17 protein-coding genes are annotated in these 25,298 nt (G+C 63.9%); 14 read left to right on the top strand and 3 right to left on the bottom strand.

The genetic code is table 11. The features are described 5' to 3' along the window. Position 1: 1 nt before the first annotated feature. From ACKN61_RS19295 to ACKN61_RS19250, 10 genes are all read left to right on the top strand, one after another. Positions 2–634, top strand: a complete 633-nt coding sequence (locus tag ACKN61_RS19295) for a hypothetical protein (protein ID WP_408950830.1) — start codon at positions 2–4, stop codon at positions 632–634. 7 nt (positions 635–641) lie between these two features. Next, entirely contained in the window at positions 642–2,753 is a 2,112-nt protein-coding gene (locus ACKN61_RS19290; protein WP_408950829.1) for an ATP-dependent DNA helicase, read from the top strand. Between the two features lie 20 nt (positions 2,754–2,773). Beyond that, positions 2,774–3,205, top strand: coding sequence for a VOC family protein (locus tag ACKN61_RS19285; RefSeq protein ID WP_031372862.1), 432 nt, complete (start codon positions 2,774–2,776; stop codon positions 3,203–3,205). Between the two features lie 129 nt (positions 3,206–3,334). Further along, on the top strand, positions 3,335–4,072 hold the full coding sequence (gene tsaB, locus ACKN61_RS19280) for a tRNA (adenosine(37)-N6)-threonylcarbamoyltransferase complex dimerization subunit type 1 TsaB (RefSeq protein WP_408950828.1): 738 nt from the start codon (positions 3,335–3,337) through the stop codon (positions 4,070–4,072). 44 nt (positions 4,073–4,116) lie between these two features. Further along, a complete protein-coding gene (locus tag ACKN61_RS19275) occupies positions 4,117–5,241 on the top strand; it encodes a hypothetical protein (protein WP_408950827.1) in 1,125 nt (374 codons plus the stop codon). After that, complete coding sequence (locus tag ACKN61_RS19270) at positions 5,181–5,738, top strand: hypothetical protein (RefSeq protein WP_408950826.1); 558 nt, start codon at positions 5,181–5,183, stop codon at positions 5,736–5,738. The genes ACKN61_RS19275 and ACKN61_RS19270 overlap by 61 nt, the downstream gene beginning before the upstream one ends. Positions 5,739–6,042: 304 nt before the next feature. Further along, positions 6,043–6,546 carry a hypothetical protein gene (locus tag ACKN61_RS19265; RefSeq protein ID WP_408950825.1) on the top strand — a complete coding sequence of 168 codons (504 nt, stop codon included), beginning with the start codon at positions 6,043–6,045 and terminating at the stop codon, positions 6,544–6,546. Positions 6,547–6,693: 147 nt separating this feature from the next. Next, positions 6,694–12,312, top strand: a complete 5,619-nt coding sequence (locus ACKN61_RS19260) for an IPT/TIG domain-containing protein (protein ID WP_408950824.1) — start codon at positions 6,694–6,696, stop codon at positions 12,310–12,312. Positions 12,313–12,379: 67 nt separating this feature from the next. After that, the gene (locus ACKN61_RS19255; RefSeq protein WP_408950823.1) at positions 12,380–17,875 is read left to right on the top strand and encodes an RHS repeat-associated core domain-containing protein; all 5,496 of its coding nucleotides are present in this window, start codon (positions 12,380–12,382) and stop codon (positions 17,873–17,875) included. A 62-nt stretch (positions 17,876–17,937) separates the two neighbouring features. Beyond that, positions 17,938–18,195 (top strand): hypothetical protein, encoded by a 258-nt coding sequence (locus ACKN61_RS19250; RefSeq protein ID WP_408950822.1) that lies wholly within the window; start codon positions 17,938–17,940, stop codon positions 18,193–18,195. A gap of 298 nt (positions 18,196–18,493) precedes the next feature. Here the strand turns inward: ACKN61_RS19250 and ACKN61_RS19245 are convergent, their stop codons facing one another. Genes ACKN61_RS19245 through gshB form a run of 3 tightly spaced genes read right to left on the bottom strand, consistent with a single transcriptional unit; the run spans position 18,494 to position 21,427 of the window. Further along, complete coding sequence (locus tag ACKN61_RS19245; RefSeq protein WP_408950821.1) at positions 18,494–19,549, bottom strand: cytochrome-c peroxidase; 1,056 nt, start codon at positions 19,547–19,549, stop codon at positions 18,494–18,496. A 40-nt stretch (positions 19,550–19,589) separates the two neighbouring features. Then, positions 19,590–20,471 (bottom strand): energy transducer TonB, encoded by an 882-nt coding sequence (locus ACKN61_RS19240; RefSeq protein WP_408950820.1) that lies wholly within the window; start codon positions 20,469–20,471, stop codon positions 19,590–19,592. Then, positions 20,468–21,427: a glutathione synthase gene (gene gshB / locus ACKN61_RS19235; RefSeq protein ID WP_408950819.1), complete on the bottom strand. Its 960-nt coding sequence runs from the start codon at positions 21,425–21,427 to the stop codon at positions 20,468–20,470. Before gshB ends, ACKN61_RS19240 begins: the two co-directional genes overlap by 4 nt. A 333-nt stretch (positions 21,428–21,760) precedes the next feature. Here gshB and pilG point away from each other — a divergent pair, with 333 nt between their 5' ends. The 4 genes from pilG to ACKN61_RS19215 are packed head-to-tail and all read left to right on the top strand — an operon-like array spanning position 21,761 to position 25,169. Then, positions 21,761–22,159 (top strand): twitching motility response regulator PilG, encoded by a 399-nt coding sequence (gene pilG / locus ACKN61_RS19230; protein ID WP_031372856.1) that lies wholly within the window; start codon positions 21,761–21,763, stop codon positions 22,157–22,159. Positions 22,160–22,178: 19 nt separating this feature from the next. Then, positions 22,179–22,544 carry a response regulator transcription factor gene (locus ACKN61_RS19225; RefSeq protein ID WP_031372855.1) on the top strand — a complete coding sequence of 122 codons (366 nt, stop codon included), beginning with the start codon at positions 22,179–22,181 and terminating at the stop codon, positions 22,542–22,544. Between the two features lie 4 nt (positions 22,545–22,548). After that, on the top strand, positions 22,549–23,100 hold the full coding sequence (locus ACKN61_RS19220) for a chemotaxis protein CheW (protein WP_408950818.1): 552 nt from the start codon (positions 22,549–22,551) through the stop codon (positions 23,098–23,100). 50 nt (positions 23,101–23,150) lie between these two features. Next, positions 23,151–25,169, top strand: a complete 2,019-nt coding sequence (locus ACKN61_RS19215) for a methyl-accepting chemotaxis protein (protein ID WP_408950817.1) — start codon at positions 23,151–23,153, stop codon at positions 25,167–25,169. The last annotated feature ends 129 nt before the right edge of the window (positions 25,170–25,298 follow it).

The raw sequence follows: 25,298 nt of genomic DNA, 5'->3' as shown, positions 1-25,298 counted from the left end.
CATGAAGTGCAGTGAGTTCACCGGCGCCTTCCCCCGAGGTGCCCGGCGCAAAGGCGTCGTCCTGGTCGTCCTGACCTGCCTGGCGAGCGCCTGCGCGGTCGCGCCGCCGCAGCCGGCGCAGTTGGCCGAAGCGAGTTTCAACGGCGAGGCCGCGGTCGCCGCGGTGCGCGCCGCCGCCGGCGGCGCAGCGCGCGAACTCGACGTGCAACCGATCCGCGATCCGCAGGTCGAAGACCTGCGCCAGCAGGCCGCGCAACTGGAACGCGCCCGCAAGTACGTCGAAGCCGCCGCGGCGCTCGACCAGGCGCTGCAGATCAACGCCGCCGACCCGGCCCTGCTGCAGGAACGCGCCGAGGCGGCGCTGCTGCAGCACCGTCTCGACGATGCCGAGCGTTATGCACAGAAGGCCTTCGATTCCGGCTCCCAGGTCGGCCCGCTGTGTCGCCGTCATTGGGCGACCATCGCCCAGGTGCGGCAGGCGAAGCTCGACGGTGTCGGCGCGGCGATGAAGCTGGCGCAGCGACAGGAGCATTACGACGCCCTGGTGCCGCAGCGCAGCCAGCTCACCGAGGCGAAGAAGCAGGCACAGGCTAAAATCGACGCCTGCACGGTCGCAGCGCCAGCGCGGTATTGAATCGGATATGGAACCCAGCCGCCTTGGCGTAGCCAGTCGTGCCGCGCTGAGCGAGGGCGGCGACCTCGCGCGCAACATCGCCGCGTTCGCGCCGCGCTCGGCGCAACAGGATTTGTCGGCGGCGATCGCCGACGCCTTCGAATCGCGTACGGCCCTGCTCGCCGAAGCCGGCACCGGCACCGGCAAGACCTTCGCCTATCTGGTCCCGGCGTTGCTGTCGGGGCTCAAGACCATCGTCTCGACCGGCACCCGCGCGCTGCAGGACCAGCTCTATCACCGCGACTTGCCGCGGGTGCGCGACGCCCTCGGCGTCGGCTTGAAGACCGCGCTGCTGAAAGGCCGCGCCAACTATCTGTGCAAATACCGCACCGAGCAGGCCAAGGGCGAACCGCGTTTCACCAGCCGCGAATACGCCGCCCAGTTCCAGCGCATCGTCAGCTGGGCCGGGCGCACGCGCATGGGCGATCTGGCCGAACTGGACGCCTTGCCGGAAGATTCGCCGCTGCTGCCGATGGTCACCTCGACCGCGGAAAACTGCCTCGGCAGCGACTGCCCGATGTTCGGCGACTGCTTCGTGATTCAGGCGCGCCAGCGCGCCCAGGCCGCCGACCTGGTCGTGGTCAACCATCATCTGTTGCTCGCCGACCTTGCGTTGAAGCAGGAAGGCTTCGGCGAAATCCTGCCGGGCGCGCAGGCCTTCGTCGTCGACGAAGCGCATCAGCTGCCTGACCTGGCTTCGCAGTTCTTCGGCGAGGCGATCAGCGCACGGCCGTTGGTCGAGCTGGCCCGCGACGCCCTGGCCGAATGCAAGCAGGTCACCGGCGCGCTCGCCAGCGTGCAGGGGCCCGCGCGCGAGCTCGAACAGGCGGTGCGCACCGTGCGTGCGGCCATGGACGAGCTGCCGGTGCGCGCGACCCGTCGCCGCGCCGCCGAATTGCCCGAGGTGGAAGCGGCGTTCGATACGCTGGCCGCGGCCTTGCGCAGCATGCGCACCACCCTCGAACCGCTGCGCGCCGCCGCGCCGGGCTTCGAGAGCTGCCATGCACGGGCCAAGGACTTCGAGACCAAGCTGCGGCGCTGGCGCGGCCCGACCGTCGCACGCCCGCCCGAGCCGGTCGTCGAGGAAGACGACGATTTCGAACCGCCGCGCCGGCCGCTGGCGGAGGTCGCGGCCGAAGCGGTCGACACGGACGCCGCCGACGACGACGAGGAAGAACAAACGCCCGCCGGCCCCGACAGCAGCGTGCTGTGGTACGAACTGACCGCGCGCGGGTTCCGCCTCAGCCGTACGCCGCTCGACGTCGCCGGCCCGCTGGCTGAGCATCGCGAACGTTCGCGCGCGTCGTGGGTGTTCACCTCGGCGACCTTGGCGATCGGCGGCCAGTTCCAGCATTACGCGACCAAGCTCGGCCTGGTCGAGCCCAAGACCCTGCTCGCGCCGAGTCCGTTCGACTGGGCCGAGCAAGCGCTGTGTTATCTGCCGACCGGGCTGCCCGATCCGGTGGTGCGCCATTACAACGAGAGCATGGTCGACAAACTGCGGCCGGTGCTCGAAGCCTCGGGCGGCCGCGCCTTCGTCCTGTTCGCCTCGCACCGCGCCTTGCGCGAAGCCGCCGAGCTGTTGCGCGGCGGCCCCTGGCCCTTGTTCGTCCAGGGCGAAGCGCCGCGCCACGTGTTGCTGGAGCGCTTCCGCGCCTCCGGCAACGGCGTGCTGCTCGGCGCGGCGAGCTTCCGCGAAGGGGTCGACGTCGCAGGCGAGGCGTTGAGCGTGGTGGTGATCGACAAACTGCCGTTCGCCGCGCCCGACGACCCGGTGTTCGAGGCGCGCCTGGACGCGATCCGCCGCGGCGGCGGCAACCCGTTCCGCGACGAACAACTGCCGCAGGCGGTGATCGCGCTGAAGCAGGGCGCTGGACGCCTGATCCGCAGCGAGACCGACCGCGGCGTGCTGGTGCTGTGCGACCCGCGCCTGATCTCCAAGAGCTACGGCAAGACCTTCCTCGATTCGCTGCCGCCGCTGCCGCGCACGCGCCGGGTCGAGGACGTGGCCAGCTTCTTCGCCGGCGAGCCCTTGCGTCTAGAATCGTCCTTGTCGGTCGATGAGGACCACTACCGCTGATCCGCGAGGAGGGTAGGAGCATGACGGAGCGCAAACCGCGTGTGCACGGCCTGGGTGGCGTGTTCTTCAAGGCCGACGATCCGGCCGCGCTGGCGGCGTGGTACGCCAGGCATCTGGGCGTCGGCGTGGAGGACTGGGGCGGCGCCCTGTTCCCCTGGGGCCGGCTCGATGCCGACGGCCAGCCGACCGGCCAGACGGGCTATACGGTGTGGTCGCCGTTCAAGGCCGACACCGAGTACTTCCAGCCCAGCAGCAAGCCCTACATGGTGAATTTCCGCGTCGACGACCTCGACGCGATGCTGCTCGCGCTGCGCGAAGAGGGCTGCCAGGTGCTCGATCGCGGTGAAGACAGCGAGCAGGGCAAGTTCGGCTATGTGCTCGACCCCGAAGGCGGCCTGATCGAGCTGTGGCAGCCGAACCCGAACGATCCCGCGGTTGCCGACGGCGAGTGAAGGGGGCACCGGCGAGGCCCCGCCGGCGCGACCCCGTGTGCAGCGCTGGGCAAAGTGCGGCGGAGGTTCCAGGAGCGCCCGCATGAGACAATCGCGGCGCGAAACGCCCGTCCGACCCCGCCGAGCCCCATGAAACTGCTAGCGTTCGAAACCGCCACCGAAGCCTGTTCCGTCGCCGTGTGGCTGGACGGCGAAGTGCGCGAGCGCTTCGAGTTGGCGCCGCGGCGCCACGCCGAACTGTCCTTGCCCTGGGCCGAGCAGCTGTTGGCCGAAGCCGGCGTGCGGCGATCCGAACTCGATGCCATCGCGATCAGCCGCGGCCCCGGCGCGTTCACCGGCGTGCGCCTGGCGATCGCGATCGCGCAGGGCATCGCCCTGGCCCTGGACCGGCCGATCGTGCCGGTATCGACTCTGGCCGTGCTCGCCCTGCGCGCGCATCCGCTCGCAGCGAACGCCGGCAGCGACGACGCGTTGCGCGTGTATACCGCGATCGATGCGCGCATGGGCGAGGTTTACACCGGTGCCTTCGAGTTGCGCGGCGGCGACGCGCACGCGCTCGACGAAGAAACCGTGATCGCGCCCGATGCGGCCGTAGTGCCCGGCGATGCCGCCGGCTGGCTCGGCGTCGGCACCGGTTTCGCAGCCGCCCACGGCGCCCTGCAACATCGGCTGGGCGCGCGTTTCGCCGGCGTCGACGCCGAAGCCCTGCCGCATGCGGCCGATCTCGCGCGGCTGGCGGCGCTGGCGTATGCGCGCGGCGAAGCGGTCGCCCCCGAACTGGTCGAGCCCGCCTACCTGCGCAACAACGTCGCCCTGACCATCGCCGAGCAGGTCGCTCTGCGCAGCGAACGCAAGGCCGCGCCCTGATTCATCTATTCGCAGCGTCCGCGCTGTCGCTCAAGGAAGGCAGCATGACCGTGAATCGAATCTTGCTGTGCGCCGCCGCACTCGCGCTGTCATCGTTTCCCGCGATCGCCGCCGCCGAACTCTGGCAGGGCTCGATAGGCGGCTTGCCGGTCGTGGTCAGCCTGGACGGCGACACCGACATCGACGGCCAGTATTTCTATCGCAAGCATCTGCTCGACCAACGCCTGCAAGGGCGGCGCGACGACGACGCGCATCTGCATCTGCGGGTCGAAACCCGCGACGGCGAAGTCACCGAGCGCTGGGAGCTGTGGCCCAAGGGACGGGACTTGCTGGGGCAATGGCAGGGCGGCAAGGGCAAGAAACTGCCGATCCAGTTGCACAAGGTCGATATCGCGGCCTTGCGTGCCGGCGCCGATGGCGCGCGCTACCGGCGCGGCGTCGACGACGGCTACGAAGCCTTGCGCATCGGCGCGCTCGAACTCAAGAGCGGCAAGCGCGAGACCTTCGCTGGTCATCGCCTGCAATGGTGGGTCGAACCGCGCAGCGGCATCGACCTGTTCCAGGTGGAGTCCGGCTACGACGTAGCGACCCTGGCGCGGATCAATGCGGTCCTGCGCGAACGGCAGTGGAAGTCGGTCGCTTCCTACTTCCAGTGCAAGTCCTTCGAGATGGGCGAGTACGAGCAGACGACGATCCCGCGTTATATGGACGAACGCGTCCTCAGCGTCAGCCTGTTCACCTCCTACGACTGCGGCGGCGCGCACCCGGACTTCGGCGATTCGCCCCTGAATCTGGACGTGCGCAGCGGCCGCGAGCTCGAACTCGAAGACGTGCTGTGGCTTGGCAAGGGCCGTCCGCCGCGGCCGAACGATGACGATCGCGCCGAGTACCAGCGCTGGAGCGGCTACCGCGACGACACCCTGGCGCCGTGGCTGGTCGCGACCCTGAGCAAGTTGTATCCGGCCGAGATGGCGGCGCCCAAGGCCGACCAAGGTTGCGACTACCGCGAGCTTTCAGACTGGAACCTCCCGTCCTGGCACCTGCGCCCGGAAGGCCTGTACGTCGGCCCGATCTTCGCGCGCGTGGGCCGTGCCTGCGAATACCCGCAGTGGCCGGTGATCCCGTGGAAGCTGGTCGAAGCGCACGCGGGCGCGGCGCTGAAGGACTGAGCGCAGCTATGTTTCGCTATATCTACGAAAGCGAGTTCGATCTCTGCATCGATCGTTATCTGGACTATCTCGCTGGGCTGAAAGGAACGATCGACGACGATCTGTATACCTTCCTCAGCGACTCCGGTCGCTACGATTTGTCGAAGACATCCCTGCACGATTCTTGGCTGCGTCGTCTTTCGCTGAACTCATTCGAGCTTGCCGAACGTCGGATGACGCAGAACCTGCATCTGGAACTGCTCGGTCCGTATCACGACCGGATCTTCCACCTGCATTACACCGACATCCTGGGCTATTCGATATCTCAGCGACCCCGACGTCGCCCGGGGCACCCTGACCTGCTGATGCACGAGTTCCGGGTGGGTGAGCAGGGCGAGTTCGAGCACGCGATCGAATTCGACGACGGCCTGGCGATCGTGGTCGCATGCCGCTCGATGCGCTTGGAGGAAGTCATGCTGGTGGTCGAAGCCGAGACCGAATCCAGTCCCGACGCTTGACCCCTCGCTCGTCGACCGGCGAATCACCAGGAGGTTTGGCAACAGGCGTGAGGTGGGAGCGAACTACTCGTCTCCCGGGGCCGTGCTGAGCAATGCCTGCTGCTTGCGAAGAATACGAGTCGGTACGCCGGCGAATGGGGTTGGGCACAAGCTATGCAAGTTGAGCGGCTCGCGTGAAATGTGTCCCGCCTTGCCATTCAGGTTTAACGCCTGCGGCCTGCTTCTGTCTTTCTGAGGATATTCAATTGAGGGCGTGCCAGTTCGCCGTGCCGGTAACCGAAAGCTTCGGGAAAGAGAATGTAAGATGCGGATCTTCAACAGTGGGGATGGATCAATGGGCAGTGCGAAGCTTCTACTATCTGCAGTTCTAGCCATGTCCTTCTTTGTGACGGGTTGCGCACAGAAAGGAGACGGCGAAAAAGCTGCAGAGGCGAAAGTCGTACAAGCCAGGTCGCCGGCTCTCAGCTTGTTCGCCCTGAATGTGGGCAACAGCCAGCAAACGGACGGCTCCGTATTCCCTACAACGCTGTTCGTGCCCACCGACAAGCTGATCGCCTCGGTCAGCACCAAGGGGCAGGCAGTGTCCGTTCCGGTGACCGCGAAGCTCATCGCCATGGCCAATGGTCAGGTGGTGGGTGAAGTCAGCAAGAGCATAACGACCTCGATCGATGCCACCTCCAACTTCGAGTTCTCCAAGCAGGCGCCTGCCTGGGCCATCGGCCGCTATCTCGTGGAGGTGAGCATCGATGGAAAGAAGGCGGGCCAACAGGAGATCGAAGTGGTCCAGGCGTTACCTGCAGGGGCCTGACCTTAGGCTGGGGACGATGTCTGGGTATCCGGGGGATCCTGGGTTCAGGCAATGAACGAAGCGCCGGAGGGAGTCCCGGCGCGCCGAAACGGACGCAATTCAAATTCAGGAAGCCTGGTGCGCCGGGCTGCTCTTGGAGAGAGCAATATGGAACAGGACGTAGGGCTGGGCCGTCGGGCGACGGGTGATGAAGTTCGATGCGGAATGGTTTCCGCTCGTCAACGAAGAACGGTATCCAGAGGCCCCGTCTGGTGGCTGGCTTTGCTCCTCGGCGTCGTCGCATTGATCGGCGGCTCGCTGGCGTTGGCGGCCAAGTACGTATACGACGACAACGGCCGACTGGTCGTAACGGTCAACGAGCAGTCCGGTGAAAGCGCGCGCTACGTCTACGACAAAGTAGGCAATCTGCTGCGGATCGAACGCCTGGCTGCCGGTCAAGTCGCCATTTTCACGTTCCTGCCTGCCCGTGGTGGTGTCGGCGTTCCGGTCAGGATCGAGGGCCAAGGGTTCGGCGCCACGCCGGCCGAGAATATCGTGCGCTTCAACGGCACCGCGGCGACCGTAACCCACGCTGCGGCGACGGAACTCGACGTGCTGGTGCCGGCTGGCGCTAGCACCGGGCCGTTGACCGTAACGGTGGGTAGCCAAACGGCGACGGGCCCGTCCGATTTCGTGATCGACGAGAGTGCGCAACCTCCGGTGATTACGGGCATCAGTCCGTTGATCGGCCACAGTGGCACGGCGGTGACGGTCACTGGCCAGCGTTTGTACCCCGCGCCGGATCTCACCCGAGTGCTTCTCGGTAGTCGCGTGGCGGTGCCGAATACCATCGGCAACACCCAACTGGTTTTTCCCGTTCCGGTACGAGCCGGCTCCGGGCGGGTCACCGTAAGCACTCCCTACGGCAGTGTACAAAGCATCGAAGAGTTCGTCGTCTTGCCGGATGGGGTGAATGCCGCCGATGCCGTAAACGCAGGCCGACTTTCGCTCGATACACCGCGTGCGGTATCCACGGCTGCCGACAATCAACAAGTCGCGTTGCTGTTGGATTCGGCAACCCGGGATCTGACGAGTCTGCAGTTCAGCGCGCTGTCGGCATCGCCGATGACCTATGCCTTGTACGGGCCGGATAATCGCAAGCTGACGAGCGGCGATGTGAGCGCGACCAAGCCGTCCGTGCACCTGCCCCATCTGAGCGCAGGTACGCATCTATTGTTGCTCAAGCCCGCCGGGCCATTGTCGTGGAATCTTGTCTGGGAGAAGAATTCGTTACTGGGGACGCAGGCCGAGCCCAGCGCGGTAACGACGGGCACTCCGTATCAGAGCAAGCGCTTGCTGCTGAATGTCGCGGCGGGAGACGATCTCGGCATCGGCGTGCACGATCTGGTCACGCCGGGCACGACGCAGTCCATGCGAACGACGGTATTCCGTTCGGACGGCAGCCAATTGGCATATGAGCTGTGTTTCGCCACGAACGGTGGCTGCGACTTGAACTTGGCATCGCTGAGTATGCCGGGGCAGTACAGCGTAGTGTTCGAGCCTGCGTCCGAGGGCGCGCGGACGTTCTCGTTGAAAACCACTCTGAGCGCCGACCAGCGCGTGGCATTGGTGCCCGATGCACCAGCGCCGCTGACCCTGGGGCGGCGAGGCCAAAATGGGCGGTTGACGTTTGCAGCGCAAGCCGGGCAAACGTTGGCATTCAATGTCAGCGGGCAAGTTACATCGCCGGTAAATCACGATGTGTACTACACCGTACACAAGCCGGACGGAAGCGTCCTGCAACAAGGCAGTACCAAGGCGGGGCTTACCCAGAACATGCCGAGATTGCCTGTCGGCGGCAATTACTGGATTTATGTCGACCCGAATTATGGGGCGGCACTCATGGGCCAGGTCGTGCTCGTTTCGGGTCAAAGCGGCGAATTGACGGCCGGGCAACAGTCGGGCGAATTTGCGACGCAGACATCGGCTCAGAATGTTTATTTCAACTTCAACGCGGGCCAAGGAGCGAACCTGGGGCTCGGCATCAGCGATTTGGTGACGCCAGGCACGGGCGGAGCGGTTGGTGTTTATGTGTATCGCCCTGATGGCAGTCAGCTTACTTACAAGTATTGCTACGCCAATCAAGGTGGTTGCGACGTAAACCTTGCCGGTCTGCCGGCTGGCAACTATGCAGTAATGGTGACGCCGCCGTCTGACGGAGCGAGAACGCTGGCGTTCAAGGCGACTCTGAGCGCCGACGAGGTGCTGCCCTTGACCGTCGACGTGCCGTTGTCGGTGAGTTTGCTGCGCCGTGGACAGAATGCGCGACTTACTTTCACCGCGCAGGCAGGGCAGACCTTCGCTTTCAATGTGGCTGGGCAGTCGACCCAGCCAGCGGATCGCGATGTGTACTACACCGTGTACAAGCCCGACGGGAGCGTGCTGCAACAAGGCAACACCGTGGCAGGCTTAACATTGAATCTCGCGAACCTGCCTTCGACTGGAAGCTATCTGGTCTTCATGGATCCGGGGCGCGGCGAGACGGCCTCCGCGCAGGTCAAGCTCATCGCGGGGCAAGTGGGAGGCCCGGATCCGGGCGGTTCGCTCGGCAGCTTCGAGACGCAGACAGCGGGTCAGAATGTCTATTTCAATTTCGCTGCCGAGCAGGGGGCGAATCTAGGCTTGGGACTCAGCGATCTGGTTACGCCGGGAACGATCGCGTACGTCACGGTCTACGTGTATCTGCCGAACGGAACCCAGTTGACGAGTAAACAGTGCTCCGCAGAGAGCAACGGCTGCGACGTCGATCTGTCCATTCCGCAAACAGGCACCTACAACGTCACGGTAACGCCGCCGGTAAACGGCAATCGAACCATGGCATTCAAAGCGACCTTGAGCGCCGATCAAGTCAGGTCCTTGGCTATCAACACGCCTGTCAACATCGAATTGACACGGCGCGGAGAGAATGCCCGCCTGAAATTCGCTGGCGCTGCCGGACAGACCTTGGCGTTCAACGTGTCCGGCCAAACGACCGGCCCCGTCGGCCGCGATGTGCATTTCTCGGTGTTCAAGCCGGACGGGACCCTGCTGCAGGAATCCGCTGCCAGCACCGGCGTGACGATGAACATGTTTGCGCTGCCGGTTGGCGGCGAATACTTCGTGTTCGTCGATCCGGAAAAGGGGGAAACACTTAGCGCACAAGTCACTCTGTTGTCAGGTGAAGTGGGTGCTTTGGAGTTTGGCGCGGAACCCACAAGCCTGGCGACGCAAGCCTCGAAGCAGGAGGTCTATCTCACGTTCGACGCGGAGCAGGGGGCGGATCTGGGGCTCGGCATCAGCGACCTGGCTACGCCCGGCTCGACCGGTGCGGTAATTGCTTACGCGTATCGTCCGGACGGCAGCCAGATCACAAGCAAGACCTGCTATGCGGTGGACGGGGGCTGTGATCTCGATCTGTGGGATCTAGGTGCCGGCCGCCACAAAGTGAAATTGGTTCCGACAGGAAACGGCCCCATCAGTTTGAAAGCGACCTTGAGTCCAGACGCAGTCCATACACTTTCGCCGAATACGCCATTGAGCTTGACGCTTGGCCGTCGGGGCGAGAACGCCAGATTGATGTTCTCGGCGACGGCGGGCCAGACGTTTGCTTTCAACGTGGCAGGCCAGAGCACCGGGCCGATCAATCGGGAGGTGGCATATACCGTTTACAAGCCGGATGGCACGGTACTCCAGACGCGTCCGACTGCCGCAAGCGGCCTGACGATGAACCTGTACAACTTGCCGGTGAGCGGCAACTACATGGTCTTCGTCGACCCGAGCCTGGGCGAGTCCATGACGGGGCAAGTCGCGCTGATATCCGGTGAGGTGCAATCCGTTTCGGTGGGCGCCGACCCTTCCAGCTTTCTGACCCAGGTTTCGAGCCAGGAGGCATACCTGACTTTCAATGCGGAGCAGGGGGCCGACCTCGGGCTGGCTATCAGCGATCTGGCGACGCCAACAGGTGCCAACTCGGTGACGACCTCGGTACATCGTCCCGATGGCAGTCAGCTGACTTACAAGACTTGCTATGTGGTGGACGGCGGCTGCGATCTGGATCTGTGGGACTTGGCCGCTGGCAGCTACTTGGTGAAAGTGGTGTCGAACCAAAGCACCACCATGAGCTTCAACGCGACCTTGAGTCCGGACATAGTCCGTACGCTCACGCCGAATACTCAAGCGAGCTTGACGCTCGCTCGTCGGGGCGAGAACGCCAGATTGATGTTCTCGGCGACGGCGGGCCAGACGTTTGCTTTCAACGTGGCAGGCCAGAGCACCGGGCCGATCAATCGGGAGGTGGCATATACCGTTTACAAGCCGGATGGCACGGTACTCCAGACGCGTCCGACTGCCGCAAGCGGCCTGACGATGAACCTGTACAACTTGCCGGTGAGCGGCAACTACATGGTCTTCGTCGACCCGAGCCTGGGCGAGTCCATGACGGCCCAGGCAACGCTGATATCGGGCCAGGTGCAGTCCGTTTCGGTAGGCGCCGATCCGGCCAGTTTCCAGACGCAGGCTCCGAACCAGGAGGCGTATCTGAGGTTCACTGCGCAGCAGGGGGCCGACATCGGGCTGGCTATCAGCGCTCTGGCGACGCCAACCGGTACCGGCTCGGTGACGACTTCCGTGCTTCGTCCGGACGGCAGCCAGCTGACCTACAAGACTTGCTATGCCTCGGACGGCGGCTGCGAACTGGATCTGTGGGACCTGAACGCCGGTAACTACACGGTGAAAGTGGTACCCAATCAAAGCAGCACCATGAGCTTCACCGCCACCTTGAGTCCGGATGCTGTCCATACACTCACGCCGGATGCGCCATTGAACTTGGCGCTTGGCCGCCTGGGCGAGAACGCCAGATTGATGTTCTCGGCGACGGCGGGCCAGACGTTTGCTTTCAATGTGTCGAATCCAACCACCAATCCGATCAATAGGCAGGTGGCCTACACCATCTACAAGCCGGATGGATCGGTGCTCCGGCAGACCGGAGTCATCAATGGTATGACGTTGAACTTGTCCAATTTGCCGGCGAGCGGTAGCTACATGGTCTTTGTGGATCCCGAGCGTGGCGAGACTCTGAGCGCCGCGGTACTGCTGGCTTCGGGCGCAACAGGCGCGGTAGAGACCGGGGCCGAGCCGAAGAGTTTTGCAACGCAAGTGCCTGGCCAAGAAGCCTATTTCAGTTTTACCGTTGCTGCGGGCGCAAATCTCGGCATCGGTTTGTCCGACCTGCTGACCCCGGGAGCGCCCTATCCGGCGAACCTCTATGTGTATGGGCCGACCGGAAGCCAAGTGTCCAGCAAAGCTTGCAGCGCGTCGGATGGCGGCTGCGAGATCGATCTTTGGAATCTGGCCGCAGGCAACTACAGCGCAAAAGTGGTGCCGCATGCCGATGCCGGTTCGATGAGCTTCAAGGTATCCATCAGTGCCGATTCGGTAGTGACCTCGCCGCTGGGTACACCGCTGAACTTCGCAGTGGACCGGCGCGGACGGAACGGACGCTTCAAGTTCACTTCGACGGCTGGCCAGAGTTTCACGTTCGTAATTTCGGGTCAGAGCACGAACCCGGCCGGGCGCGATGTGTATTACACGCTGTACAAGCCCGACGGGACCTTGTCGCAGCAACGCAATACCAAGACCGGTTTGACGATGAGCTTCCCCAATCTGCCGGTTGCGGGCGAATACATGGTCTTCATCGATCCCATGTACGGCGAAACAGTCAGCGCGCAGCTGTCATTGAGTTCGCCATGACGTACCAATCGACGACTCAGGCAATGTTTGGATCGCAACAACAGCGTACGGATCGAGGAAGTAAGCGATGAGCCACATCGGACAGGGAAAGCGCAAGGGCTGGCGGATGGGCGCAGCGGTGCTGGCGCTGGGTTTGGCATTAGGCATGACGGCCATGCGTCCGGGCGAAGTCGGCGCGGCGCTGGAGCCGCTGCCGTCGCCGTTATCCCAGCAATTGGCGTTGGATGCGCCGCAAGCGCGAGCGCAGATGCCGGACGGTCGCTGGCTGCTGCTCGCGCGCGACGGACGCTCCCTTGAACTCCGCGATGGCAGCGACTCGTCCAAGGCATTGCGGCGCTGGTCGCTGCCGGCTGTCCGTCGCTTGGCCAGCCTGAGTTTGCTTCCGAGCGGCCGTGCGTTGGTATGGGGCGGCGTGGACGAGCAGGGGCGCGCCCAACCGCAGGGGCTGTGGTTCGACTTCGGGACGCAGACATTGACGCCGACCGTATCGCTGGCGCTGGTGCCGCGTGCAGGTCATGCGGCGACCGTTCTCAGCGATGGTCGGCTGCTGCTGACGGGCGGTTGGTCGCCGGGCGTGGCGGGAGTGACGAAGTCCGAACTGTGGGACGAGCGCGACGGTAAGGTGCAGGTGGCGCAAGGCGTGTGGAGCCCGCCGAGACTCGGCCATGCCAGCACCTTGGGTGCTGACGGCCGGGTGCGATTGTCGGGTGGCGTGGACGCGCAAGGGCGGCGCCTGGTGAAGGAGGATCAGTTCGATCCCGAGCGCCAGATGTTCGTTGCGGCGGCGAAGCAGGCTGCGTCTACGGGTTCGGGCGCGCCGGTGTTGTCCGGGTCCTGGCCTGCGCCGAAGTCGGCGGAGGTGTCGCCGGATGCCCGTTTGTGGCTGCGTTTCAACGAACCCTTGCGGGTGTCGGAAGTGAATGCCAGCAGCGTGGTGCTGTTCGGCCCCGGCGGACGCACAGCGGTGCGAGTGGTGCCGGTGGAAGGCGGTCGTTTAGTCTTCGTGACGCCGCAGCAGGCGCTGTTTCCGGGCTCGGCTTACACCTTGCTGATCGATGGGGTGCGCGGTCGCAACGGCCAGCCGCTGGCAGCGACCGCGATCGACTTCCGGACGGTTGCGCTGAATGCCGATGAGGTAGCGGCGACCGAGCCGACCGAGGTACAGGTAACCGGCCAGGGCGCCGCCCGAGTCTGCACGCAAAAGGGCGCGTGGTATGCGCCGTGCCGCGCACGTTCTGAACTCAAGGACGGCGTGTGGTACCCGGGCGCGGACAACACCGACAGTAGATGGCGAATCTACACGCCGGACCAGCGGCCGACGCCGAACGCATCGATGGCCAAGACAGCGGCGCTGTACGGCGTCACGGCCGTGCGTGGACGAGTGGTGCGGGTCGATGAGCAGCCCGTCGCGAACGTGGAGGTCAGCATCGGCCGCCAGAAGGCGCTGACCAACGCGGACGGTTGGTTCACGCTGCTGGATGCGCCTGCCGGCTGGCAGGAGCTCTATGTCGATGGCAGCACGGCCAACGGACCCGAAGCGGAATACGGGCAGTTTGTCGTCGGTATGCGGGTCGCGAAGGCGCGGCTGACGGAACTGAGCTATCTGCTGCACCTGCCGCGGATCACTGCGCGCGACAAGATACGCATCTCCTCGCCTTTGAAGCAGGAGTTGCGGGTGGGGCATCCCGATATTCCGGGCCTTGAGCTGCGGATTCCGGCCGACACAGTCATCCGCGATCGCAGGGGACGCTTGGTGACGGAACTGGCGATCGTTCCGACGCCGGTGAACCGCGCCCCGTTCCCGGTGAAAGAAAACCACCCGATGGCGTTCACCCTCGAGCCGGGCGGCGCGCAAGTACAAGGCCTGACCCCGGCCGCCTCGGGCGGAATCCGGGTGTTTTACCCGAATTACGACCGCAAGCCGGCAGGTACCGTGGCGGACTTCTGGATCTACGACCCGCGCGAAGGCTGGCGGGTCTACGGCCAAGGCACGGTCTCGGAAGACGGCAAACAGTTCGAGCCTGAGCGCGGCGTGGCCCTGCACCAGACGATGGGCGGGATGTACAGCGTGCCTAATAACGATCCGCCGCCGAAGGATGGGATGCCGCCGGACGGCGATAAATGCGATTCGAAAAAGGGTTGTGGTGGCTCCGCAAACGATGGCGATCCGGTCGATTTGCACACGGGCGATTTTATCTATAGCGATACTGACGTGATCCTTGCCGATGTGGTGCCTTTATCGCTCAGCCGGCACTACCGTCCGCGCGACATGGTACGTCGCGAGTTCGGACTGGGCATGTCGTTGGGCTACAACTATTATCTGCAGCGTACGTCGGAGGACTATGCCGCGATCCGCATGGTGTTGCCGAACGGATCGGCTGTGCAATTCGACCGTCTGTCGGGCACCGGCGCGCAGGGCGAATGGCGACAGAACGGGTCGCGTAGCTCGTTTGCCGGTGCCGTGATGCGCACCGTCTACGACGCCGACCCGGAGCAGCCCTATGGGCGGGCCTATCGCGTGACCCTGCGCGACGGGTCGACGATGCAGTTCGGCAGCTACAACAACACCAAGCTGCAATGGGTGCAGGACCGCTTCGGCAATCAGACGCGCCTGGGATACACCGCAGGGCTGCTGACGCAACTGGTGTCGCCGAACGGACGCATCCTGACGTTCGTTTACGACACCAAGAACCGGATCAAGACTGCGACGGATCATACCGGCCGGGCGTGGGGGTATGAGTACGACGAGCGCGACCTGCTCAAGAAGGTGACCTACCCCGATCTGACGACGAAGAGCTATACCTATATCGTCGGTACGTTCGCCGACGATTTCGATGTCTGTCCGGCCGGGATCAACGTGGATCCGCGGTTCTGCCTGTACGCGAAGCAGCACAAGCAGTTCGGAACGACTCTGCTGCAACACGTGATGGAGTCGGTGACCGACCGCCGCGGCAACCGGGTGGTGTTCAACGAATATCCCCGTCACGGCAGTTGGATCGGCCGAATCGCTAAGCAGACCCTCGCTGACAATAGCGTTTATTCATTCAGTTACAGCAGTACGCCGGAGGGGCACTTTGCAGTCCTCGTGACACGCCCGAATGGGGTGAAGCGGCGGGTAGTCTTCGATGAGTCGGCTACGCCCTATCCGATTAGCGACACGCATGGCTATGGTACGGCCAAGTCGCAAACCTATTTATTCGAACGTTACTCGTCGGGTCAAGTGAAGGTGCGGACTGACCCGCTAGGCCGAAAGACCGCGTATCAGTACAACGCAGCCGGCCAGATCATCCAGATTACGGGGCTCGCGGGGACGTCAAAATCGCAGACGGTTAATATGGCCTATCACCCTGATGGCCAGATTAAGAGCGTGACCGATGCGCTGCATCGGAAGACAATATTGGAGTATACCGACGGCTGCTTGAGCCGGATCACTGATCCTTTGAATCGTAGTACCGAGATCGTCTGTGATGCATCCGGCCAGCCGCTGAAGGTGATCGATGCGAAGGGTTATGTCACGACTTATCGCTACGAAGCGGGTCAACTGACTGCCATGGTAGATCCGATGGGGCGAGCTACGGGGTTGGCGTATGACACGCTCGGCCGACTCGTAGTGGTGCGCGATGCAGATGCTCGCATTAGCCGTCGCAGCTACGACAGCAACGATCGGTTACGCAGGGTGATCGATCCGATGCAGCAGGCCACGGAGCTGAGCTACGACAACAACGGCAATGTCGAGGCGGTGCTGTTACCCCACGGCAACGGCATTACCTATGCCTATGACGCCCGAGATCGGATCAAGGAGCGGCGCGATAGTCTCGATCAGGCAGAAACCTGGACTTACGAAGACGACCGCTTGAAGAGTTACAAGACTAGAGGCGGCCAGATGGCCAGCGTCGCTTATGATGCACTGGGGCGCCCGGAGACCACAACGCTGCCGGATGGTAGTACGCGAACCACGGTATATGACGAAGCGGACCGTCCACGCCAGTTACTGGATTCGTTGGCCGGCACTGTCAGTTGGGACTACGACGATTTCGATCGGCTGAGCAAGGAAACAGGCGCGGCCGGCATAATCACCTATGAGTACGATGCCATGGGGCGTCGGATAGGCATGACCGCTGGCAGCCAGGCGAAGGTCGAATACCGTTACGACGATGGCGATCAACTCAAGCGGCTCTGGCAGGGCAGCGAGGTCGTTGAGTTCGATTACGACGAGATCGGCCGTCGCAAGAGCATGACCCTGCCCAACGGGGTGACTGCAGCGTATTCGTTCAACGAGGCCAGCGATCTGACTGGGCTCGCTTACGCGAAATCCGACGGCGCCGTTTTGGGTGCCATGGGCTATGGCTACGATCGGGTTGGGCGGCGCACGGCCCAGACGGGCTCGTGGGCAAACAGCTTGCTGCCTGCCGCGAGCACGGGCAATGCGTTCGACGATAACCATCGACAGATTCAGTTCCAGGGGCAGACTTTGAGTTACGACGCCAACGGCAATCTGACCGGGGATGGTGTTCGAACTTATGTCTGGAACGGTCGTAATCAATTGGTGGCTATTCAGCAGGGCGGGCAGTTGATCGCGAGTTATGCCTATGATCCGCTCGGTCGGCGTATCAGTAAGACCGAAAGCGGCCAGACCGTGCAGTATCTTTACGACGGATTAGATACGGTGCAGGAAGCGCGCGGCTCACAAGTAAACGGTGTACTAACAGGGCTGGGGATCGATCAACGGTTTGCGCGCACGGAAGCTTCTGGCCGCACTTACTTCTTAGTCGATGGATTGGGTAGCACCAAGGCGCTGGTTAATGGAAGCGGTGCAATGGTTCAGCGCTACGACTACACGCCGTATGGGCAAACGCAAGCGAGTCAGAACGGTTTCGATAATCCGTACCAATACACAGGACGTGAACTAGACGCGAGTGGCTTGTACTACTACCGAGCGCGTTACTATCACCCGGGGATGGCGCGCTTCATTAGCGAGGACCCGATCGGGTTGGCTGGCGGATTGAATGCCTACGCCTACGTTGGAGGCAGCCCCGTTGTTTATGTAGACCCGGATGGGAAGCTGCTCGTCAATGCTGTGACCGGCTTGATCGGCGGCCTTGTGGGCGGCGGAACGAATCTCGCCATGCAGTTGATGCAGGACGGAGGAAACTGGGACTGCATCGACTGGGGCGATGTAGGGATCGCTACGGGTGTCGGGGCTGTAACCGGTGCATTGGCACCTTTTGCTGCGACCGGGTTGGCAGCGGCCGCGCTTGGCGCGGGTTCGAACGTAACTCAGTATGGGTTGACTCAGTTGTCCAACAACGAGCCGATCGACGCTGCTGGTCTGGGTTGGAGCGCTGTAACGGGTGCGGGAGGAGGGCTAATCGGCGGTGCGTTTAGTCGCTCACGTGTGCGCTGGGACGAAACATCCCCTTGGCTCGCTTCAGGAGTGGCACGTCGTATGAATAACATGAATGACATAGCGGCCAACACCGGAGCGAATAGCCTGATAAGGAATGTTGGAGGCGGCTTGTACGGCAACACTCCGGAGCCAAGTGGCGGCTGCGGCTGCAAATGAGTGCTCATCCTTGGTTTGTGATGGCATACGTGCTCGCATTCGGTTCCGCAACTCCGTATGTAATGGATTTACCGATGCGACTATTTGCGGTTCGTATTGCAAAACCTAGAGCCGCCAAGCGCGTCGCCTCGGCCAGCTTCGGTGTTGCGACTATCTTTGTGCTTCGAGTGCTGGGTTTTGTACTTTGGTTCGCATTGTGTATGGTGCCGATAACATTCTCGAAAGAGATGAATGCTTTATTTCCTGTGGCAGTTTGGTTCGGAATGCCTTTTTTTATTGGCATAGGTTTAGCTGCCATGCTCCAGCGAAGGCGAGAGTGATAGTGGTGGTGTCGTTAAATATATTGACCTTTGCGGCTTTTAGAGTCGGCTCGGCGTGCGATTTAAGCAGGATTGAGCGATGGGCTGATGTGCTGATTGCAGTTTTGTAGCGACGCTGATTTCGTGATATTTCATTAGGCACTTGGCTGCGACGCAAAACTCCGAGTGACCTGGGTTGAACAGGAGGCTAGGGCTGCATCGCTGCCGAATAGGTTCCCATGAGTTGCGGTTGCGCCAATCTGATAAAGATCCTTTTTTGCGTCGATCTGAGCAAGCGGCAAAACATGGGCGAGATTTATTAGGGCGATAGTGCGTTTAAGAACGCTATCAATTGCATACGTTCCTCTACAATCAATGGCACCGGCAACCCTTTGCTGAGGCTTCGATAATAGATCTCCTGCTCTACAGCCTCATTTAAAGTCGCCACCGAACCGTCATGCATATACGGCGCAGTCAGCGCGACGTTACGTAGCGACGGCGTGCGGAACGCCGCCAGGTCGGCTGGTTTGCGGCTTGCGACGAAATGCCCGAGTCCAGCAACGTCGGTCTCGGTCAGGACGATCCGCCCGAGCTGTTTTCGATCGGCGATGCGCGGGATAAGCGTCGCCACCTTGCCGGCGATGGCGTCGTCGTTGACGCCGAGGTGGTGGAAGCGATCATCGGTGAGGCGTGCGCGTGGCGTTTGCAGGACATGGCATTCGTTGCAGGCTGCTTTGCCGGTGAACAGCGCCAGGCCAGCCTGTTCGTCGGGGCCGAGCGCATTGCGGTCGCCTGCCACGAAACGGTCGTAGGCGCTGTCGCCGCTGCGCAGCGTGCGCAGATAGGCGACCAAAGCCTTGGCGGCAGATTCCCCGGATACGCCCCCGAGCGGCTTGAAGGCCTCGGCATACTGCGGAGTCCGTTCAAGACGGCGCACGAGTTCCTCGGTCGAAGCCAGGCCCATTTCCACCGGGTTGGTCAGGGGTTGCAGGACCACGGTTTCCAGGCTCGACTCCCGCCCGTCCCAGAAGAACTGCGGCAGCTCGGCCACGTCCAGCAGCGACGGCGCGTTGCGGGTGCCGGTTCGGCCCTGCGCGCCGACCGAAGTCGCCAGCCCATCGGTAAACGCTTGGCTGGGGCGATGGCAGCTCGCGCAGTTGGTGCGGCCATCGCTGCTGAGGCTCTTGTCGTTGAACAGGCGTTCGCCGAGCGAGGCCCAACGGGCGTCCGTGGCAGCCGCGTCGGCCGGTGCGGGAGCTTTGCCGCATGCCGCAGTCAACAAGGCCAGGCCGATCGTGAAGACGGGCAGCCATCGAAAGGACTTGAAGGAGGCGTGCATTGCGATCAATCCATTGAGCCGGACAGGTTCGGCCATGGCCGCATGGGGAGCGGAAACCCGGCCTGGCGGCCTTGCCTTACTCGTCGACCAGCGACCCGCCCGGCAGGAAATTCCAGGTGCGGGTGACGTGGAGGATGTCCGGGTTTTCCTCGGTCCTGGGCAGCGGCGGGTAAGGCTCGGCCAGTTTGGCGATACGCAGGGCGGAGGCGTCGAGCAGGGCGATGCCGCTGCTGCGGATGATGTCGGCGCGTTCGACGCTGCCGTTGCGGCGCACGGCCACGCTGATCACCACTTGCCCGGCGAGCCGGCGGCGGCGCGCTTCGTCGGGGTAGTTGAGGTTGCCGACGCGCTCGACGCGGTCGACCCACTCGCGCAGATAGCCGGCCCAGGCGTACTCGGTGGTGCTGGCCGAGACGAACTTGCGGGTCGGGCGCTTGGCGTAGCGCTCCGAGCGCATGTGGATCTCGGCGGCCAGGCGCGCCATCTCGATGTCGTGCTCGATCTTGCGCGGGCCGGTCGGCAGCGGCCGCTCGGTCGGGGTCTGGGTGCTGCGGTCGCGCGCGGTCACGGTTTCGCCGCGGGTGCTGCTGACCACGCGCGCGACCGGCTCGGGTTGGGCGGTCGGCGACTGGGCGCGCAGCGCCATCTGGGCGACGCCGGCCTCGGCCTGCGGGGCGGGGCCGGACTGGTTGTCGCGCGGGCGCGTGCTCTTGTCGTGCTCGCCGCCGCCCTGGTTGTTGGCCTGGGCGAGGAAGTCGGCCTGCTTGGGCGTCAGCGCGGTCTGGGTCTGGGTCAGGATCACGTCGAGGGTCGGCACCACCGGCGCGGCCTGCTCCAGGGTATAGCCGACGCCGAGCACGACGATGCCGTGCACCAGCAGCGACAGCACCATGGTCGCGCTGAAGCGCTGCGGCCCGGCGATGCCGCCGGCCGGGGAGGCGGGGGCGACGGCGCTCATGCGGCCTGGGCGGCGACGCGGGCCTCGATCGCGTCGAACAGCAGCCCGGCGATGTTGAGGCCGAATTGTTCGTCGAGCTCGCGGATGCAGGTCGGGCTGGTGACGTTGAGCTCGGTCATGTAGTCGCCGATCACGTCCAGGCCGACGAACAGCATGCCGCGGCGTTTCATCTCCGGGCCGACTTCGGCGGCGATCCAACGGTCGCGCTCGCTGAGGGGGCGGCCTTCGCCGCGGCCGCCGGCGGCGAGGTTGCCGCGGAACTCGTCGCCCTGCGGGATGCGGGCGAGGGCATAGTCGACCGGCACGCCGTCGACCAGCAGGATGCGTTTGTCGCCGTCGCTGATCTCCGGCAGGTACTTCTGCGCCATCACCAGGTGGCGGCCGCCGTCGGACAAGGTCTCCAGGATCACGTTGACGTTCGGCTCGCCGGCGCGGACGCGGAAGATCGAGCGCCCGCCCATGCCGTCGAGCGGCTTGAGCACGGCTTCCTGGTGGAAGGCGAGGAATTCCTTGACCGCCGCGGGGTTGCGGCTGACCAGGGTCGCCGCGCAGCACTGCGGGAACAGCAGGGCGGCGAGCTTCTCGTTGTAGTCGCGCAGGCCCTGCGGATCGTTGACCACGAAGGCGCCGGCGCGCTGGGCCATGCTCAGGATCTGGGTGTCGTGCAGGTACTCGGCGTCGACCGGCGGGTCCTTGCGCATCAGTACAACGTGACCGGTCGTCAATTTGATTTGTGACCAAGTTCCCAGTTTGTACCAGCCGCTCGGGTCGTCGCGCACTTCCAGCGCCGTCACCTTCGCCACCGCATGGCCACCGTGTAGGCTCAGTCCGCCCGGCTGCACGTACCAGAGCCGATGTCCGCGGCGCTGCGCTTCCAGTAGCATGGCGAAGGTCGAGTCCTTGGCGATCTTGATCGACCCGATGGGGTCCATCACGACGACGATGTCCAACGGCATGGGAACGGAATCCTAAAAGATTGACGGCGATGGTAGCAGGCAGGTCGCCGGTATCTGTCATGATGACGGGGTCGGAAACGGTCGCGCTGCGTCCATTTGCGACACGCAGCGATCAAGGCTACTGCGCGATGCGACGGGGCGGCGATGCGCGGACCGAGTAATCGGCCTGCACAACGTTCGGTAGCGCACGGCGAGCCTGTTCCGGATGACGGAATCGCTGCGTATTCAGTTTCCAGGCACGGAATGCGCGCTTGACAGCCTGCGTGCGGCTTGGAATAAAGACGGCTTCGCGACGCCCGGGGATATCGGCGTTTGCAATGGGGGATACAAAGAATGCTCGACGAGGTTCGTAGCGGCAGCCTCGATGGTCTAAGGGTCATGGTGATCGACGATTCCAAGACCATCCGTCGAACCGCCGAGACACTGTTGAAACGCGAAGGGTGCGAGGTGGTCACGGCCATCGACGGATTCGAAGCGCTGGCGAAGATCGCCGACCAGCAGCCACAGATCATTTTCGTGGATATCATGATGCCGCGTCTGGACGGCTATCAGACGTGCGCGCTCATCAAGAACAATCAACTGTTCAAGGGCACGCCGGTGATCATGCTGTCTTCGAAGGACGGCCTGTTCGACAAGGCGCGGGGCCGCATCGTCGGGTCCGAGCAATACCTGACCAAGCCTTTTACGCGCGAGGAACTCCTCGACGCGATTCGCAAGCACGTACACGCCTGACCGGGGGGTAAGGCACACCATGGCACGCATCCTGCTTATCGAGGACTCGCCGACGGATACCGCGGTCCTGACCCAATTGCTGCAACGCAATGGGCACGAAGTTTTCGCTTCGGGCAGCGCCGAGGACGGCATCGAAGCCTGCAAGCGCGAGCTGCCGGACCTGGTGATGATGGACGTGGTGTTGCCGGGCATGAACGGGTTCCAGGCTACGCGCGCGCTCAGCCGCGACGCGCAGACCAGTGCGATCCCGGTCTTGATCGTGAGCACCAAGGGCATGGAAACCGATCGCGCCTGGGGCATGCGCCAGGGCGCGCGCGACTACATCGTCAAACCGCCGCGCGAGGACGAACTGATCGCGCGGATCAACGCATTGCTGGGTAACTGAAACGATGACGCTCAAGCCGCCGTTCGATGTGCTGACCGATTACGAGCGCCGCAGTCTGGCGCACGTGCCCGGCCTGCCCGAACAGCTCGACGCGCCCGGCCTGTGGCGCGGCGTCGGCTACCGCATCGGCGACCGGCGCCTGGCGTCGACCTTCGCCGAGGTGGTGGAAATCCTGTCGCTGCCGCAGGTCACCCACGTCCCCGGCTCGCAGCCGTGGATGCTCGGCCTGGCCAACGTGCGCGGCAACCTGCTGCCGATCGTCGACCTCAAGCAATTCCTGGAAGGCGAGCGCACGGTGCTGCACGAGGGCCAGCGCATCCTGCTGGTGCGCCAGCCCGGCGGCGACGTCGCCGTGCTGATCGACGAGCTCTACGGCCAGCGCAGTTTCCACGACCAGCAGCAGATCGCTCTCGAGGAAGGCGCCGAGCAGGGCCTCACCGAGGGCCGCTACGCGTATTTCATCGACCGGGCCTACCGCCTGGACGACCGGTACTGGGGCATCTTCAGCCTCGACCGCCTGGCCCGTACTCCCGAATTCCGACAAGCAGCGGCCTGAGCCGCTCCCTTCATCAGCCCGACTAGTAAGTTCACCGAGGTTTGCGAACCATGAGCACTGTGATGGACAACGCCGGCAAGAGCCGCCTTCTGGGCGCCAACACCTGGCTGATCGTACTGGCCGTATCGGTGCTGGTGTTCGGTCTCAACACAGGCTACGCGACCTGGAAAGGCGCCAGGCTCGGCGGCGCCGGCTCGGCGGCGTCGAACCTGCAGGTGAATTCGCAGAAGCTCGCCATTCAAGGCCGTGAAGCGGTCGGCGGCGCGAAAGACGCCTTCGCCGAGTTTAAGAAGACCAAGGCCGCGATCGACGAAGACGTGCAGACGCTCAACGACAACTTCGGCGACACCGCCGGCGTGTCGGGCCCGATCGGCGTGGTCAGCAAGAGCTGGCAGCCGCTGGGGCAGAGCGCCGAACAGGTGATCGCGAGCGAGAAGGCGGTGCTGGCCCTGGCCGGCAACGCCGACAGCTTCTCCAGCCGCGTCCCGCAGCTGCAGGCCCGCCTCGACGAACTGGTCCGCGCCATGTCGGCCTCCGGCTCGCCGTCCTCGCAGGTCTACATCGCCCTGCGCCAGGTCGTGCTGTCGGCGACCATGGCCCGACGCATCACCGAAATCCGCGCCGGCGGCAGCGGCGCCGGCATGGCCGGCGAAGCGCTGGTCCGCGACGCCACCGTGTTCGGCAACGTCCTCACCGGCCTGCGCAAGGGCGACACCTCGTTCGGCGTGACCGCGCTGTCCAACTCCAGCGCGCTCGCCGCGCTCGGCCAGGCCGAAGCGCTGTGGCTGGAAATGAAGAAGGACCTGGACGCGATCTCGGCCAGCTCCAAGGACCTGTTCCAGGCCCAGGCCGCGGCCGAATCGATCACCGGCGGCTCCGAGCGGCTGTTGAGCGAAAGCGAATCGCTGTTCAGCGCCTTCACCGCCTTCGGTTCGCTGCGCGACAAGAGCGTGTTCGGCAACCTGTGGCTGTCGATCATCTCCGGTCTGGCCGCGCTGGTCGCGATCGCCGGCTTGCTGTTCTCGCTGAACTACGCCCAGCAGCGCCGCTACCAGACCACCAAGGAACTCAACGACCGTAACCAGGAGGCCATCATGCGCCTGCTGGACGAAATGGGTTCGCTCGCAGAAGGCGACTTGACGGTCAAGGCGACGGTGACCGAGGACATGACCGGCGCGATCGCCGACTCGATCAACTTCGCCGTCGAGCAGCTGCGCAGCCTGGTGCAGACCATTACCGACACCTCGGTGCAGGTCGCCTCCAGCGCCCAGGAAACCCAGGCCACCGCGATGCACCTGGCCGAAGCGGCCGAGCACCAGGCTCAGGAAATCAACTCCGCCTCCGACCGCATCAGCGAAATCGCGGCCTCGATCGACCAGGTCTCGAAGAACTCGGCCGAGTCGGCCGACGTGGCGCAGCGCTCGGTGCAGATCGCGACCAAGGGCGCGGGCGTGGTGCGGCAGACGATTCAGGGCATGGACTCGATCCGCGACCAGATCCAGGAAACCTCGAAGCGAATCAAGCGCCTGGGCGAAAGCTCGCAGGAAATCGGCTCGATCGTCGAACTGATCAACGACATCTCGGAACAGACCAACATCCTGGCGCTGAACGCCGCGATCCAGGCGGCCTCCGCCGGTGAAGCGGGCCGAGGCTTCGCGGTCGTGGCCGACGAAGTGCAGCGACTCGCAGAACGCGCCTCCAACGCAACCAAGCGAATCGAGACGCTGGTTCAGACAATTCAGTCCGACACCAACGAAGCTGTCAGCTCGATGGAACAGACGACCTCGGAAGTGGTCGCGGGTGCGCGACTGGCCGAGGACGCCGGTACCGCGCTGGGCGAGATCGAAAAGGTGTCGTCCGACTTGTCCAACCTCATTCAGGGCATTTCCAGTGCGGCGCAGCAGCAGTCCAGCGCCGCCTCGAACATCACCCAGACCATGAACACGATTCAGCAGATCACCTCGCAGACCTCGCAAGGCGCCAACCAGACCGCAGCGTCGATTGGAAACCTGGCGCAACTGGCGGCCGACCTGCGCCGTTCGGTCGCCGACTTCAAGCTGCCGGCCTGACCCGGCGGCAGCCGAGACACGACGCGGCGCTTTGAACGGCGGCTTTGGGACGGGATTAAAAGAAGGGTTGTATCGAGGATGAAGCTTCCGACACATCGCTGGCAGAGCCACGGTCCGCGTCTGCGACGC

The organism is Lysobacter sp. Hz25 (assembly GCF_046097045.1).
Taxonomy (GTDB): Bacteria; Pseudomonadota; Gammaproteobacteria; order Xanthomonadales; family Xanthomonadaceae; genus Lysobacter; species Lysobacter antibioticus_B.
Note: the sequence above shows the minus strand (reverse complement) of the source record. Positions and strands in the feature narration are given on the sequence as shown.

Bases quoted from the DNA above. Each gene is read 5' to 3' on its own strand.
- ACKN61_RS19295 (WP_408950830.1), top strand. From the start codon at position 2: ATGAAGTGCAGTGAGTTCACCGGCGCCTTCCCCCGAGGTGCCCGGCGC.
- ACKN61_RS19290 (WP_408950829.1), top strand. From the start codon at position 642: ATGGAACCCAGCCGCCTTGGCGTAGCCAGTCGTGCCGCGCTGAGCGAG.
- ACKN61_RS19285 (WP_031372862.1), top strand. From the start codon at position 2,774: ATGACGGAGCGCAAACCGCGTGTGCACGGCCTGGGTGGCGTGTTCTTC.
- tsaB (WP_408950828.1), top strand. From the start codon at position 3,335: ATGAAACTGCTAGCGTTCGAAACCGCCACCGAAGCCTGTTCCGTCGCC.
- ACKN61_RS19275 (WP_408950827.1), top strand. From the start codon at position 4,117: ATGACCGTGAATCGAATCTTGCTGTGCGCCGCCGCACTCGCGCTGTCA.
- ACKN61_RS19265 (WP_408950825.1), top strand. From the start codon at position 6,043: ATGCGGATCTTCAACAGTGGGGATGGATCAATGGGCAGTGCGAAGCTT.
- ACKN61_RS19260 (WP_408950824.1), top strand. From the start codon at position 6,694: ATGGAACAGGACGTAGGGCTGGGCCGTCGGGCGACGGGTGATGAAGTT.
- ACKN61_RS19255 (WP_408950823.1), top strand. From the start codon at position 12,380: ATGAGCCACATCGGACAGGGAAAGCGCAAGGGCTGGCGGATGGGCGCA.
- ACKN61_RS19250 (WP_408950822.1), top strand. From the start codon at position 17,938: ATGGATTTACCGATGCGACTATTTGCGGTTCGTATTGCAAAACCTAGA.
- ACKN61_RS19245 (WP_408950821.1), bottom strand. From the start codon at position 19,549: ATGGCCGAACCTGTCCGGCTCAATGGATTGATCGCAATGCACGCCTCC.
- ACKN61_RS19240 (WP_408950820.1), bottom strand. From the start codon at position 20,471: ATGAGCGCCGTCGCCCCCGCCTCCCCGGCCGGCGGCATCGCCGGGCCG.
- gshB (WP_408950819.1), bottom strand. From the start codon at position 21,427: ATGCCGTTGGACATCGTCGTCGTGATGGACCCCATCGGGTCGATCAAG.
- pilG (WP_031372856.1), top strand. From the start codon at position 21,761: ATGCTCGACGAGGTTCGTAGCGGCAGCCTCGATGGTCTAAGGGTCATG.
- ACKN61_RS19225 (WP_031372855.1), top strand. From the start codon at position 22,179: ATGGCACGCATCCTGCTTATCGAGGACTCGCCGACGGATACCGCGGTC.
- ACKN61_RS19220 (WP_408950818.1), top strand. From the start codon at position 22,549: ATGACGCTCAAGCCGCCGTTCGATGTGCTGACCGATTACGAGCGCCGC.
- ACKN61_RS19215 (WP_408950817.1), top strand. From the start codon at position 23,151: ATGAGCACTGTGATGGACAACGCCGGCAAGAGCCGCCTTCTGGGCGCC.